The following is a 13,505-nucleotide window of genomic DNA, read 5'->3' on the forward strand; positions in this document are numbered from 1 at the left end:
ACGCTACGGTGGACCGGCCGAACGCATTCGGCATCAACCCGCGTACCACGAGGTGGGGGCACAGCAACGCCATGGCACAGGGCACGGTCCAGGTGACGCACACCGGCACATCGCGCTGGCGGCGCCGCACAGGTGAGTACGCGTCGCTCGCCGCCGCCCTGGAGGCCGCGGCCGAAGGCGACGTCCTCACCGTCGCCCCCGGCACCTACCGGGAGAACCTCGTCGTCCAGCGGGCGGTGACCCTGCGCGGCCCCGAGGGTTCCCCGGGCTCGGTGCGCATCGCCCCCCTGGACGGGGTGCCGTTGACCGTGCGTGCCTCGGCCGTGGTGCAGGACCTGCACGTGGAGGGCCAGGACGCGGCCGCGCCCGCCCTGCTCGTCGAGGAGGGCACCCCGGAGCTCACGGACATCAGGATCGTGACGCGGTCCGCGGCCGGTATCGAGGTCCGCGGCGGTGCGCGGCCGACCGTGCGGCGCTGCACCGTGGACAACCCGGCCGGCATCGGCATCGCCGTACTGGACGGCGGGGGCGGGGTGTTCGAGGAGTGCGAGGTCGTCGCGGCGGGCCAGGCGGGCGTCGCGGTGCGCGGCGGCGGGCACCCGCGGCTGGACCGCTGCCGTGTGCACCACGCCTCGGGCGTCGGCCTGTCGGTGACGGGCGAGAACTCGGCGTTGGAAGCGGTGGGTTGTGAGGTCTACGAGGTCCGGGGCAGCGGCGTCCAGGTCACCGGCCGGGCCACGGCGCACCTCACGAACTGCGATGTGCACCGCACCACGGCGGACGGCGTCACCCTCGACACGGACGCGGTGCTGACCCTGGCCGACTGTCGTATCCACGACATCCCGGAGAACGCGGTCGACCTGCGCTCCCGATCGGTGCTGACCCTGACCCGCACGACGGTGCGTCAGTTCGGGCGCAACGGCCTGTCGGTGTGGGACCCGGGCACCCGCGTGGACGCCAACCAGTGCGAGATCTTCGACAGCACGGGCGACTACCCGGCCGTCTGGGTCAGCGACGGCGCCACCGTCGTCCTCGACTCCTGCCGGGTGCACGACGTGCCGGACGCCCTGTTCGTCCTCGACCGCGGTTCCCGCGCGGACGTCGTCGACAGCGACCTGTCCCAGGTGCGCAACACCGCCGTGTCCGTGAGCGACGGCGCCACCGCACAGCTCGACGACTGCCGCATCCGGGACGCGGCGACGGGCGCCTGGTTCCGCGACCACGGCAGCGGCGGCACCCTCAACAACTGCACGGTGTCCGGCACCCAGACCGGCGTGATCGTCACCAAGGGCGCCGACCCGACGATAGAGCGCTGCACGGTCGACTCCCCCGCCGAAGCCGGCTTCTACGTCTCGGCGGGCGGCCGGGGCAGCTTCCTGAACTGCCGGGTCACGGGCAGCGGAGGCTACGGCTTCCATGTGATCGACGGCTGTCGTACGACGCTGAAGAAGTGCCGTACCGAGCGGTGCGCGCGCGGCGGATACGAGTTCGCGGACGTCGGCCCGGACGCGGGGTCCGGCGCGGGCCCCGTGGTCGAGGACTGCACGAGCGACGAGAGCGGCGGTCCGAGCCGACCGTCCGCGGCCCAGACCGCCGTACAGACGGCGTCCGAGTCCCCCGGCCTGCTGGGCACGATTCCCGGGCAGCGCACCACCGAGCAGGAACCCCTGGTCACCGGCGCGCAGCCGGAGAAGCCGGCGCGGAACTCGAAGGCCGTGCTCGGTGAACTGGACGCGCTGGTGGGCCTGGACAGCGTCAAGCGCGAGGTCCGGGCGCTCACGGACATGATCGAGGTGGGCCGGCGCCGGCAGGAGGCCGGCCTGAAGGCGGCGTCGGTCAAGCGCCACCTGGTCTTCACGGGCTCCCCGGGCACCGGCAAGACTACGGTCGCCCGTCTCTACGGCGAGATCCTCGCCTCCCTCGGCGTGCTGGAGAAGGGCCACCTGGTCGAGGTGTCCCGCGTCGACCTGGTCGGCGAGCACATCGGTTCCACGGCGATCCGCACGCAGGAGTCCTTCGACAAGGCGCGCGGCGGTGTGCTGTTCATCGACGAGGCGTACGCGCTGTCACCGGAGGACTCGGGCCGGGACTTCGGCAAGGAGGCCATCGACACACTGGTCAAGCTGATGGAGGACCACCGGGACGCCGTCGTGGTGATCGTCGCGGGCTACACGGCCGAGATGGAGCGGTTCCTTTCGATCAACCCCGGTGTGGCGTCCCGCTTCTCACGGACCATCACCTTCAGCGACTACAACCCGGAGGAGCTGCTGCGGATCGTGGAGCAGCAGGCCGAGGAGCACGAGTACCGGCTGGCGCCGGGCGCCTCGGAGGCCCTGCTGAAGTACTTCACGACGCTCCCCAAAGGACCGGCCTTCGGCAACGGACGTACCGCCCGCCAGACCTTCGAGGCGATGGTCGAGCGGCACGCGAGCCGGGTCGCCCAGGTCGCCGACCCGAGCACGGACGACCTGACGCTGCTCTACGCGGAGGACCTGCCCGAGTCGTCCTGAGGCCGCTGCGCCGGTACGCCGGGGTGCAGCCGGGCCAGCAGCCGTGCCCGTTCCTCCGCGAACGCCGGGTCGGCCTGGTAGTCGGAGTGCCCGAGGATCGGCGCGGGCAATGGGTGTTCGTCGGTCCTGCCGTAGGCGAGCGGGTCCTTGAGCGGCTCGCGGTCCACCTCGGGGCCGCAGTCGCCGGTGAGGCCGACCGGGCCGCCGATCGGGTCGGTGGGCCGGTGCAGGTTGCGCCAGCAGTCGACGTCGTGGTGCAGGGCGCTGAGCGCGGCCGGGCCGAAGTGGGCGGGGAACCAGCGGCCGTAGAGGCGCTCCAACGGAGAGCCGTACGTCAGCAGGCCGACGCGTTTGCGGACGGACGGGGTGAGTTGCCAGGCGGCCGCGGCGGCGAGCACGCTGCCCTGTGAGTGGCCGGAGATGACGAGTCGTCCTGCGGCGGTCCGGGTCCAGGTCTCCATGCGCCAGGTCAGGTCGGGCACCGCGCGTTCGGCGTAGCAGGGCGGTGCGAAGGGGTGGGCGGCGCGCGGCCAGAAGGTTCCGACGTCCCAGAGGATGCCGATGGTGCGCCGTGCGGAGGGGTCCTTGTAGGCGCGTCGGCCCCAGGTGACGAACAGTATGAAGCCGAGTCCGATCAGCCAGGAGCCCAGCGCCTGCGCGGTCTCGGCGGCGCCCTCGACGAAGGCGTGCGTGTGCTGTCCGGCCTCGGCGGGTGCCTTGTCGGTGGTCATCGCGCCGACGAGAGCGGCGGCGCCGAGGAGGAGGGTCGTGGTGGAGGTGACAGCTACGAGCAGGGGCGCGCGGTCGGTGAGGGTGGCCGCCGCGCGGGCGCGGGCGATGCGGCGGGTGCGGGTGGTGTCGGTGTGCCGGCCCGGGTAGTCCTGTTCCACCGTGGCCATTTCGGCGCGGCGCAGCAGCCAGGTCCGCCGGCCCAGCCAGCCGCCCAGCACCAGCAGGACGACGAGCAGCGGCGGGATCACGGACGCCTGCCAGGTCAGCAGCACCGGCGGGCCGGGGATATTCGTGCCGGTGCCGTCCAGCCAGTCGGCGACGCGCTGGGAGACTCCGCCGGACATGACCCCGCCCAGTGCGCAGGCCAGCATCGCGACGGCGGGCCCGGCCAGGCCACGCATCGCGGCGCGCGGGTCGGGATGGGTGCGGTACAGGACATGGGCGACCGCGCCGAGGGCGATGACGAGCAGTCCCTGGACCAGCGCGATGCCGCCGAAGGTCGCGTCGCCCGGCAGGCGACCGGCCGATTCCCATCCGGGGCGCTCCCACCCGGCGTAGCCGGCGGCGAGGACGAGCAGGACGAGGGCGGCGAGCGGCAGCCGTCGTACGAGATGGGCGTCGAGCTCCCGGTCGAGGCGGCGTTCGCTGCGGCCCCGGCGGCAGACCACCCACGCCACGCCCACCGCGGCGGCGACCAGCGCCGCTTCCAGGAGCCGGCCCAGGACGTCGAGGAGCGCGGGACCGCCGGGCCGGTGGTCGAACCGGGCGGCCGAGGTGCCGACCGCCGCGGCGACGGTGAGCAGTCCGGCAGCGGTGTGGGCGGCGCGCAGCCGGGCCACCAGGCGGCGTCCGTACCAGAAGCCGGGCCGGCCCAGTGCGGTGCGGCCGGTCTCCTCGTCGGGCTCGGGCGAGCGGGACATCGGCTCCTGGGACTCGTACGCGCTCCAGGTGCGGTGGGACAGGTACCACAGCAGCCAGGTGAGCGCGGCCGGGACCAGGGCGGCGAGGGCGAGGCGGCGGCCGGGCCTGCTCCACCAGCCGCCGTCCGAGACGGTGGGCGACAGGAAGCCGAGCCAGGAGTGCCGCTCCGCACACGCGGGCGTGCCCGCGCACTGCCAGGCCGCGAGGTCGAGGGCGACCTCACAGACGGCGGCGACGAGCAGGACGGTCAGGGTCAGTCCCGTGAGCCGCACCAGCAGCCCGTACAGGCGCACGGTCCGGGTGCGGCCGCGCGCGGTCGGACGCATCCAGTGGGCGAGGTTGACGACCATGAACGGCAGCAGCAACAGCCACAGGGCCCGGGTGCCGTTGCCGGAGGTGAGGTTGCACCAGACGTACGCCTCGGGCACCGGACGGCCCCGGTGCTCGTCCGGTGCCGATTCGGCGTCGACGTCGTCGGCGCGCCGGAAGACGGCCGCGGTGTCGTCGCCGGTGATCCGGACCGTGCGCGGATCGTCGAGCATCTCCTCGGGTGTGGTGCCGCCGACTCCGTGGACCAGGAGTTCCAGGGCGGTTCCGGATTCCTCGGGCCGCGTGGCGGAGCCGTCGGCTCCGGTGGTCGAGACATGTCTCTGCGCACGTTCCACTGTTTCGCACTTCCCCCGTGACGCGCTGTCGGCATCTGTCCGTGCGGGCACAAGGATCGCCGTTCGGCGCGTGGCGTACACCTCTCGTCACGGAATCTCCCCGATCCGTGTGACAGCCGTGGGCCCGGATGTCACCCCGGTGACATGCGTGCGTCGGGACGGTCAGTGGCGCCACCGGCCCCGGCCCATGCAAGGATGGGACGTCCGCGCACCAGGGGAGGGCAAAATGTCCTTGTCACAAGGGGTGCGCAGGGTGTGTCGGACGGGTTGAGGCGAAAGGACCGGAGCGTACGTGAGCGAGAATCAGAACCTCCTCGCGGAGCAGCGACGTGCCCTGATCCTCGACGAGGTCCGGCGCCGCGGTGGCGTCCGCGTCAACGAGCTGACGCGCAAGCTCGGCGTGTCGGACATGACCGTACGGCGTGACCTCGACGCGCTCGCCCGGCAGGGCGTGCTGGAGAAGGTGCACGGCGGCGCGGTCCCGGTGGTCGAGGCGAGCACGCACGAGCCGGGCTTCGAGGCGAAGTCGGGTCTGGAGCTGACCGCCAAGGAGGACATCGCGCGGGCCGCGGCGGAGCTGGTCGTGCCGGGCAGCGCGATCGCGCTGTCGGGCGGCACGACGACCTTCGCGCTGGCGCACCGGCTGGTCGACGTGCCGGACCTGACCGTCGTCACCAACTCGGTGCGGGTGGCCGACGTGTTCCACGTGGCGCAGCGCACCTCGGGCCCCCGGCAGGGGGCGGCCACGGTCGTGCTGACCGGCGGGGTGCGCACCCCGTCCGACTCGCTGGTGGGGCCGGTGGCGGACCAGGCGATCGCGGCGCTCCACTTCGATCTGCTGTTCCTCGGTGTGCACGGCATATCGCTCGAGGCCGGCCTGTCCACGCCGAACCTCGCGGAGGCCGAGACCAACCGTCGCCTGGTGCAGTCGGCGCGGCGGGTCGTGGTGGTCGCCGACCACACCAAGTGGGGGACGGTGGGCCTGAGTTCGTTCGCCGCGCTGGAGCAGGTCGATACACTGGTGACGGACGCCGGGCTGCCGGGCGAGGCGCGCGTGGAGATCTCGGAGCATCTGCGGCGACTGGTGGTGGCGGGCGAGCCCGACGAGGGTGCAGACGACTGACTGGCCGTCAGCTAAGGTGACGCTGCCCGGTCAACGCCCGCTTCCCGCGAGGGGGTTCGCCCATGGCCCGTCAACTGCGCCCGGTGGGGATCGAGTTCGTCGAGGCCGCCCCCGTACGCCAGGTCTTCGCACGGGAGATCTCCGCATCCCCCGCTGCCGTCTTCCGCGCACTCGCCGAGGACGTGCCCGGCTGGGCCGACTGGTTCGGGGCGGTCACGCTCGCGCGGGCCGTACAGGAGGGCGCCCGGCGCGAGGTCCGGCTCAAGGGCGGGACGCGTTTCCTGGAGACGGTCCTCGTGGCCAAGGAGGCCGAGGTGTACGCCTACCGCGTCGACGAGACCAACGCTCCCGGCCCCCGCGCGCTGGTCGAGGAGTGGCGGCTGACCCCGGCGGGCACCGGCACCCGGGTGCAGTGGACCTTCGCCGCGGACGGGCCGGCGGCGTTCCGGCTGGCCCTGACGTTCGCGCGCTCGGGCCTGGGGAGGTCCTTCCGGGACGCTGCGACCGCCCTGGACCGGCGGCTGACAGCCCACTAGTCGGGCCAGATGCCCGACTCCAGCAGCGAGGCGATCGCCGCCGTGTACGGCGCGATGTCCAGGCCCTGTTCGGCGAGCCAGGCGTCCGAGTAGTACTTGTCGAGGTAGCGGTCCCCGTGGTCGCACAGCAGGGTCACCACGCTCCCCTGCCGGCCCTCCGCGACCATCTCGGCGACGATCTTCAGCGCGCTCCACAGCCCGGTGCCCGTCGAGCCGCCCGCCTTGCGGCCGATGGCCTGCTCCAGGGCGCGCACGGCGGCGACACTGGCGGCGTCCGGGACCTTCATCATCCGGTCGATCGCGCCGGGCACGAAGCTGGGTTCCATGCGGGGCCGGCCGATGCCCTCGATGCGGGAGCCGCAGTCGCACGTGACGTCCGGATCGCCGGTGGTCCAGCCCTCGAAGAAACAGGAGTTCTCCGGATCGGCGACACAGATGCGGGTGTCGTGCTGCATGTAGTGCACATAGCGCGCGATGGTCGCGGAGGTGCCTCCGGTGCCGGCCGTGGCGACGATCCACGCGGGCTCCGGGAACCGCTCCAACTCCAGCTGGCGGAAGATGGACTCGGCGATGTTGTTGTTGCCGCGCCAGTCCGTGGCCCGTTCGGCGTAGGTGAACTGGTCCATGTAGTGGCCGCCGGTCTCCACCGCGAGGCGGGCGGCTTCCTCGTACATCTTCCGGGAGTCGTCCACGAAGTGGCACTGCCCGCCGTGGAACTGGATCAGGCGGATCTTCTCGGCGCTCGTCGTGCGCGGCATGACGGCGATGAAGGGCACGCCGATCAGTTTCGCGAAGTACGCCTCGGACACGGCCGTCGAACCGCTGGACGCCTCGATCACCGGGCGGGCGGGCCGGATCCAGCCATTGCAGAGGCCATAGAGGAAGAGCGAACGGGCGAGCCGGTGCTTGAGGCTGCCGGTCGGATGGGTCGACTCGTCCTTCAGGTACAGGTCGATGCCCCACTTCTCCGGCAGCGGGAAGCGCAGCAGATGCGTGTCGGCCGAGCGGTTGGCGTCGGCCTGGACCTTGCGGACCGCTTCTTTCAGCCAGCCGCGGTAGACCATGTCCGTGTGGTCCACGTCGAGGGTTTCGCCGGTCCGGGTCTTCTGCGGGGTACTCACGGCGGGGCTCCTTAGGCTGCGCGCCGACGGCGCGTCACGCGGCCGCCACACCGATCATAGACATCTTCCACACGCTTCTCACCTGCATAAACACACCTTTGAGCGCCTCAAAGGCACGCCTGGGGCAGGGCGGTGCACAGGCGTGGGGGCGCATTCGCGCGAGTGCTCCGGGCGCTCTCGGCGACAGGCCGTGCGTACTGGTGCTCGACGTCGGTGGCGGGCAGACTGCCGGACGGGACGAAGGTCCGCACGGGGGCGCACACTGGATCACGACACGAGCAGGACGACGGCCCGCATGGGAGCGCGGGCCGGCACCCACACGCACAAGGGGGCGGGACGGGATGGCGGAGCCGGAGTTCACAGCCACGGGCGTGCGGATCGGGAAGCGGCTGCGCTCGCTCACCCGGGCCGGACAGGTCCGGATCAGCGGCGGCCGGCTGGAGCTGCTCACCAGCTATGGCAGCGAGATCGACAGCGCGCCGGTACAGGCCGTACGCGCCTCCAAACCCTGGTTCGCCCCCGAGGACCGGGCACTGGCCGACCTCAACGGCAACCGCTACCTGCTGACCTTGGGCGAGCACGACCCCGCCCCGGGCGAGCCCGGCCCGCCCGCGGCACGCCGGTTCATCGAAGCCGTACGGCAGGCTGCAGGGCGTAGCGACTGAAGCACCGCGAGTTGCGGGACCGCGCCCCCTGGGCCACGCTGGTCTCGCATCACTCTCGGTTTACCGGCGATAACGCTGCGAACCAGCCGCCGGCCACGACAGCAGGCGGCCGTGTCACGCAGGCACTCTGCTGGATCGATCCGAACCCAGTGTTCTTCCGGACCTCTATGTCGGGGAGTCGCAGCCGTGATCAGTCACCCAAGCAGGCACTGCGCGGTAGAGCTCCAAGCCCTGCCGTCGCGGATCGGCCAGGTCCGCAGAATCGTATCGGCGCAGTTGCGCTACTGGCATCTGGATCCCCTGATAGACCGGGCCGCGCTCGGTGTGACGGAGCTGTTGACCAACGTCCACCTGCATGCCCGGCCCGACAAGACGTGCACCGTGGAGATCGAGCTGCTGCTCGACCGCCTGATGGTCTCGGTGCGCGACCACGACCCGCGTCTGCCGGTCGTGGAGGACGCCGAGGCGTTCGCGACGACCGGGCGAGGGCTCGCGATGGTCGCCGCGGTCAGCGAGAGTTGGGGTGCGCGGCCGGACGGAGAGTCCGGCAAGGTCGTGTGGTTCACGCTGCCGACGCCCTCGTCCGCGCGGCCGGCTGCCGCGCGCCCGCAGCGGCGCAAGGTGGCGGACAAGCCCGCACACCGGTTCGTGGAGGTCGCGCACACCGTCGACCTGCGCAGGCCCGAACACGCTCCCGCCCGGTCCGCCGTTGCAGGCTGACCGGGCGGTGACCGGCTGGATGGGTCGTTCGCCTTCGGGGGCGCCTCAGCCGGTGTCGAGACGGCGAACGTGCTCGGCGCTTCGGGCCTCCGCGCGTTCGCCGTCTCGACACCGGCGCGCCCCCTACGGCTCTCTCCCGGCCGGAGGTCACTCGGTGGCGATCGCCCGCAGCACGTCCAGGCGTGCCGCGCGCCGGGCCGGGCGCAGGCCCGCGAGGGCGCCCGCCGCGAGGCCAACCAGCGCCACCACCGCGAGTTGCAGGGGCGGCATCGCGAAGGCGAAGGAGCTGTCGCTCGCCCCGTCCGAGGCCTTGACCAGCACCCAGCCGAGGAAAGCGCCGAGGGCCAGCCCGCCGACCGTGCCGAAGGCGGCGACCAGGACCGACTCCCAGCGGACCATGGCCCGCAGCTGGGACCGGGTCTGGCCGACTGCCCGCAGCAGGCCCAGTTCGCGGGTGCGCTCGTGGATCGCCAGCGTCAGGGTGTTGGCGATGCCGAGGAGCGCGATGAGCACCGCGAGGGCGAGCAGGGCGTAGACGAGGGTGAGCATCATGTCGATGCCGCCGGCCGAGGACTGTGCGTACTCGTCCCGGGTCTGCACCTCGGGGTTGCCGTACCGCTCGGCGACCTTCTCCACCGCTGCCTTGCCGGTGTCCGTGCTCACGCCGTCCTTGAAGGAGACGGCGACGAGCGTGTCGGTGTCCTGGGTGCGGTGCGGGGCCCAGGCGGCGCGGGTGATGACGTACTCGCCGGCGAGTTCCGACTGGCCGTAGACCGCGCGGACGGTGAAGGTCCGTGTCGTGCCGTCGGTGAAGGTGAGGCGTGTTGTGTCGCCGGTGGTGAGGCCCTGCTTGTCGGCCTCGTTCTCGGTGATGGCGATGCCGTCGGTGCCGAGGTCGCGCAGGGAGCCGTCGACCGTGCCGAGGTCGAAGGTGCGCTCCAGGGCGAGCGGGTCGGTGACGGTCAGTGCCCGTCCCTTGCCGTCGACTTCGGCGACGCCACGGCCGAGTCCGACGGCCGTGTCCACCTCGGGCAGTTCCTGGACCGCTCCGGCGAGCTGAGGGCTCAGGCCGCTGCCGCCCGCGCCGAACGACGGGGTGCTGACGGCGACGTCGCCCGCGAAGGACCGGGACACGGTCTGGTCCATGGTCGCCTTCAGCGAGGCGCCGAACACGGTGAACAGGGAGACCACGGCCACCCCGATCATCAGGGCACTGGCGGTGGCGGCCGTCCGCCGGGGGCTGCGCAGGGCGTTGCGCCGGGCGAGGCCGCCGGTGACACCGCGCAGCCGGTCGAGCGGGCCGCCGAGGACGCGTACGGCCGTCGTCGAGGCGACCGGGCCGAGCACCACGAAGGAGGCCAGAGCCAGGACGGCGCCGGTTCCCGCCAGCCAGAGGGACGGCGACACCAGGACACCGGTGAGGGTCACGGCGACCGCCAGGGCGGCGAGGCCCATGCCGGTGACGGCGCGGACGCGGGAGGCGCCGGTGGTGTCGAGGGCCGTCTCGCGCAGGGCGGCCAGGGGTGCGGTGCGGCCGGCGCGTACGGCGGGCAGCAGCGCGGAGCCCAGGCAGACCACGATGCCGACCGCGAGCGGCAGGGCCATCGACACGCCGCTGATCACCAAGTCGCCCTCGGGGAACGGGAATCCGATCGCCGGGAACAGGGCCTGCAGTCCGGCGGCGACACCGATGCCGCCCGCCAGGCCCGCCGCCGACGCGAACACGGCCACGACACTCGCCTCGACCAGGGTCGCCGCGGTGACCTGTCGGCGTGAGGCGCCCAGGGCGCGCAACAGGGCGTTCTCGCCGGCGCGTTGGGCGACGACGATGGCGAAGGTGTTGTGGATGGAGAAGGTCGCGACCAGCAGGGCGACGCCGGAGAACACGAGGAGGAAGGTAGTGAAGAGGGTCAGGAACTGGCTGGAGATCATGTCGGTGTTCTCCTCGGCCGACTCCTGGCCGGTGATGGCCTCGACTCCCTCGGGCAGGACGGGAGTCAGCCGGTCGACGAGCTCCTGCTGGCTCACCCCGGGTCCGGCCCGCACCTGGATGCTCGCCGCCTCGCCCGGCCGGGCCGTGAGGTACTTCTCGGCGTCGGCCCGGGTCATGCCGGTGAAGGTCACCTGGGCCATGCCGTCCTCGCCGCCGAAGGTCGCGAGGCCGACGATCGTCACCTTGACGGGGTCGGGGGTGCGCAGGGTGGTCGTGTCGCCGATCCTCAGGTCGCCCTTCTCGGCGGTGCCGCGGTTGACGACGACCTCGCCGGACCGCTCCGGGGCGCGGCCCTCGGCGAGTCGGTAGGAGTTGAGCTTCTCGTCGGCGATCCAGTTGCCGGCGAGGGTGGGCGGGCCCTGGCCGCCGATGGGCTTGCCGTTCGCGCCCACTAGCTGGCCGGCGCCCTGGATGTTCGGGGCGGCGGCCGCGACGCCCGGGACCTGCTCGACCGCGTTCACCAGGTCCGTGGCGACCGGTTGCCGCACTCCCTCGCTCTCCCCCGGCGTGGTGATGGCGTCGGCGCTGCGCACGACGGCGTCGGTGCCGCTGGTCGCGTTGCCGAACATGGTGTCGAAGCCGGCGCGCAGCGTGTCGCCCATGACGAGGGTCCCGGCGAGGAAGGCCACGCCGAGGAACACCGCGAGGAACGTTCCCGCGAAGCGCCGCTTGTGGGCGCGCAGGGAGGACACGCTCAGACGTACGGAGGCGTTCATGAGGGCACCTCGAGGGCTTTCATCCGGTCCAGGACCTTGTCGGCGGTCGGCGATTCCATCCGGTCGACCAGGCGTCCGTCCGCGAGGAAGACGACCTCGTCGGCGTGGGCGGCGGCCACCGGGTCGTGGGTGACCATGACGACCGTGCGGGCCGTCCGGCGCACGGCGCGGCCGAGCAGCCCCAGGACCTCCCCGCCGGAGCGGGAGTCGAGGTTGCCGGTCGGCTCGTCGGCGAAGACGACGTCCGGCCGGCCGGCGAAGGCCCGCGCCACGGCGACGCGTTGCTGCTGGCCGCCGGACAGCTCGGAGGGCCGGTGATGGAGGCGGTCGCGCAGGCCGACGACGTCGATCAGCGAGTCGATCCACTCCTGGTCGCCCTTGGTGCCCGCGAGGTCGAGCGGCAGCCTGATGTTCTCCGCGACGGTCAGCGTCGGCACCAGGTTGAAGGCCTGGAACACGAAGCCCACACGGTCGCGGCGCAGAAGGGTGAGGCGGCGGTCGTCGAGCGAGCCCAGTTCGGTGTCGCCGATGTGGGCGGCGCCCGAGGTGAGGGTGTCGAGGCCGGCCGCGCAGTGCATCAGGGTGGACTTGCCGGAGCCCGAGGGCCCCATGATCGCGGTGAAGCGGCCGACCGGGAAGTCGACGCTCACCCCGTCCAGGGCCCTCACGGCGGTGTCGCCGCTGCCGTACACCTTCACGGCGTCGACGACCCGGGCGGCCGGCAGTGTGCCGGTGGCGGTGGTCGTGGTGGTCATGCCGCACCGCCCTTGCCGGTACGGCCGAACTGCTCGTCCAGGACGGACAGCCGGCGCCAGTACTCGTCCTCGTCGATCTCGCCGGAGGCGAAGCGGTGGCCGAGCACCGTGATGGGCGAGTTGTCGTCGACGGTCGAGGTGTCCTTGACGGTCGGGCGCCGCCAGGGCCCGCCGCGTCCGCGCCACACGGTGCGGCGCAGCAGGGTGATGCCGCCGACCACGACGGCCGCCCAGATGAGGGGGAAGAGCAGGATCCAGGGGCCGGGGCCGCCGTCGCCGAAGTGCGCCAGGGTCTGCATGTCGATTCATCTCCTCGGTGGGATTTCCGTGATGCCTCGACAGTGGCTCCGGGGAGGGGTCCGGGTCGTCGTACGGCCAGCGGTAATGCGTCTACCTCGCGGGGAGTACACGGGTGCGCCGACGCTGCTCCCCAGGAGCTCGACTTCTGTAACTACTAGTATGTACAGTGCCGGTATGAGCACCTCGGAGCGACTGATCGACGCGACCCGTGAGCTGCTGTGGGAGCGCGGCTATGTGGGCACCAGCCCCAAGGCCATCCTGGAGCGCGCGGATGCCGGGCAGGGCAGCATGTACCACCACTTCAAGGGGAAGCCGGACCTCGCCCTGGCCGCGATCCGGCGGACGGCCGAGGAGTTGCTGGCTACCGCCGAGGGAGTACTCGACGGTCCCGGGACGCCGTACGAGCGGATCGAGGCGTATCTGCGGCGCGAGCGCGACGTGCTGCGCGGCTGCCCGGTCGGGCGGCTGACGATGGACCCGGACATCATCGCCAGCGACGAACTGCGCGCACCGGTCGACGAGACGCTCGACCGGATCCGTGAGCGGATCGCCGCAATCGTCGAAGAGGGCAAGGAACAGGGCCAGTTCGCGCCGTCGCTGGACGGCGAGGAGATCGCGGCGGCCGTCCTCGCGACCGTGCAGGGCGGCTATGTCCTGGCCCGCGCCTCCGGTTCGCCCGGCGCGTTCGACGCGGGCGTCCGTGGCTTGTTGTCGCTGCTCGCGCCCGCCCGGCAGGCTTGAGGAGGCA

At 72.3% G+C, this 13,505-nt stretch carries 11 protein-coding genes; 6 read left to right on the forward strand and 5 right to left on the reverse strand.

Annotated elements, in window-relative coordinates:
- Nucleotides 1-71 precede the first annotated feature (71 nt).
- Complete coding sequence (locus QFZ76_RS06790) at nucleotides 72-2,510, forward strand: right-handed parallel beta-helix repeat-containing protein (protein ID WP_307672849.1); 2,439 nt, start codon at nucleotides 72-74, stop codon at nucleotides 2,508-2,510.
- On the opposite strand, the gene QFZ76_RS06795 is transcribed toward QFZ76_RS06790, so the two are convergent.
- On the reverse strand, nucleotides 2,480-4,828 hold the full coding sequence (locus QFZ76_RS06795; RefSeq protein WP_307672850.1) for a hypothetical protein: 2,349 nt from the start codon (nucleotides 4,826-4,828) through the stop codon (nucleotides 2,480-2,482). The genes QFZ76_RS06790 and QFZ76_RS06795 overlap by 31 nt on opposite strands.
- Nucleotides 4,829-5,120: 292 nt before the next feature.
- Here QFZ76_RS06795 and QFZ76_RS06800 point away from each other — a divergent pair, with 292 nt between their 5' ends.
- Both QFZ76_RS06800 and QFZ76_RS06805 read left to right on the forward strand, forming a co-directional pair.
- The gene (locus QFZ76_RS06800; RefSeq protein WP_307672851.1) at nucleotides 5,121-5,951 is read left to right on the forward strand and encodes a DeoR/GlpR family DNA-binding transcription regulator; all 831 of its coding nucleotides are present in this window, start codon (nucleotides 5,121-5,123) and stop codon (nucleotides 5,949-5,951) included.
- 62 nt (nucleotides 5,952-6,013) lie between these two features.
- The gene (locus QFZ76_RS06805) at nucleotides 6,014-6,487 is read left to right on the forward strand and encodes an SRPBCC family protein (protein ID WP_307672852.1); all 474 of its coding nucleotides are present in this window, start codon (nucleotides 6,014-6,016) and stop codon (nucleotides 6,485-6,487) included.
- On the opposite strand, the gene QFZ76_RS06810 is transcribed toward QFZ76_RS06805, so the two are convergent.
- A complete protein-coding gene (locus tag QFZ76_RS06810; protein WP_307672853.1) occupies nucleotides 6,484-7,608 on the reverse strand; it encodes a PLP-dependent cysteine synthase family protein in 1,125 nt (374 codons plus the stop codon). The genes QFZ76_RS06805 and QFZ76_RS06810 overlap by 4 nt on opposite strands.
- Nucleotides 7,609-7,949: 341 nt before the next feature.
- Here QFZ76_RS06810 and QFZ76_RS06815 point away from each other — a divergent pair, with 341 nt between their 5' ends.
- Nucleotides 7,950-8,273: a hypothetical protein gene (locus QFZ76_RS06815; RefSeq protein WP_307672854.1), complete on the forward strand. Its 324-nt coding sequence runs from the start codon at nucleotides 7,950-7,952 to the stop codon at nucleotides 8,271-8,273.
- A gap of 186 nt (nucleotides 8,274-8,459) precedes the next feature.
- A complete protein-coding gene (locus QFZ76_RS06820) occupies nucleotides 8,460-8,993 on the forward strand; it encodes an ATP-binding protein (protein WP_266444893.1) in 534 nt (177 codons plus the stop codon).
- A gap of 147 nt (nucleotides 8,994-9,140) precedes the next feature.
- On the opposite strand, the gene QFZ76_RS06825 is transcribed toward QFZ76_RS06820, so the two are convergent.
- Genes QFZ76_RS06825 through QFZ76_RS06835 form a run of 3 tightly spaced genes read right to left on the reverse strand, consistent with a single transcriptional unit; the run spans nucleotide 9,141 to nucleotide 12,756 of the window.
- Nucleotides 9,141-11,702, reverse strand: coding sequence for an ABC transporter permease (locus QFZ76_RS06825; RefSeq protein ID WP_307672855.1), 2,562 nt, complete (start codon nucleotides 11,700-11,702; stop codon nucleotides 9,141-9,143).
- The gene (locus QFZ76_RS06830) at nucleotides 11,699-12,457 is read right to left on the reverse strand and encodes an ABC transporter ATP-binding protein (RefSeq protein WP_307672856.1); all 759 of its coding nucleotides are present in this window, start codon (nucleotides 12,455-12,457) and stop codon (nucleotides 11,699-11,701) included. The genes QFZ76_RS06825 and QFZ76_RS06830 overlap by 4 nt, the downstream gene beginning before the upstream one ends.
- Nucleotides 12,454-12,756 (reverse strand): SHOCT domain-containing protein, encoded by a 303-nt coding sequence (locus QFZ76_RS06835; protein ID WP_307672857.1) that lies wholly within the window; start codon nucleotides 12,754-12,756, stop codon nucleotides 12,454-12,456. Before QFZ76_RS06835 ends, QFZ76_RS06830 begins: the two co-directional genes overlap by 4 nt.
- A 160-nt stretch (nucleotides 12,757-12,916) precedes the next feature.
- Here QFZ76_RS06835 and QFZ76_RS06840 point away from each other — a divergent pair, with 160 nt between their 5' ends.
- Entirely contained in the window at nucleotides 12,917-13,498 is a 582-nt protein-coding gene (locus tag QFZ76_RS06840; RefSeq protein ID WP_373464269.1) for a TetR/AcrR family transcriptional regulator, read from the forward strand.
- The last annotated feature ends 7 nt before the right edge of the window (nucleotides 13,499-13,505 follow it).

It is taken from the genome of Streptomyces sp. V4I2, from assembly GCF_030817655.1.
GTDB lineage: Bacteria > Actinomycetota > Actinomycetes > Streptomycetales > Streptomycetaceae > Streptomyces > Streptomyces plumbiresistens.

Coding starts and splice junctions, on each gene's coding strand:
- QFZ76_RS06815 (WP_307672854.1), top strand. CDS start 7,950: ATGGCGGAGCCGGAGTTCACAGCCACGGGCGTGCGGATCGGGAAGCGG.
- QFZ76_RS06805 (WP_307672852.1), top strand. CDS start 6,014: ATGGCCCGTCAACTGCGCCCGGTGGGGATCGAGTTCGTCGAGGCCGCC.
- QFZ76_RS06825 (WP_307672855.1), bottom strand. CDS start 11,702: ATGAACGCCTCCGTACGTCTGAGCGTGTCCTCCCTGCGCGCCCACAAG.
- QFZ76_RS06790 (WP_307672849.1), top strand. CDS start 72: ATGGCACAGGGCACGGTCCAGGTGACGCACACCGGCACATCGCGCTGG.
- QFZ76_RS06835 (WP_307672857.1), bottom strand. CDS start 12,756: ATGCAGACCCTGGCGCACTTCGGCGACGGCGGCCCCGGCCCCTGGATC.
- QFZ76_RS06830 (WP_307672856.1), bottom strand. CDS start 12,457: ATGACCACCACGACCACCGCCACCGGCACACTGCCGGCCGCCCGGGTC.
- QFZ76_RS06840 (WP_373464269.1), top strand. CDS start 12,917: ATGTACAGTGCCGGTATGAGCACCTCGGAGCGACTGATCGACGCGACC.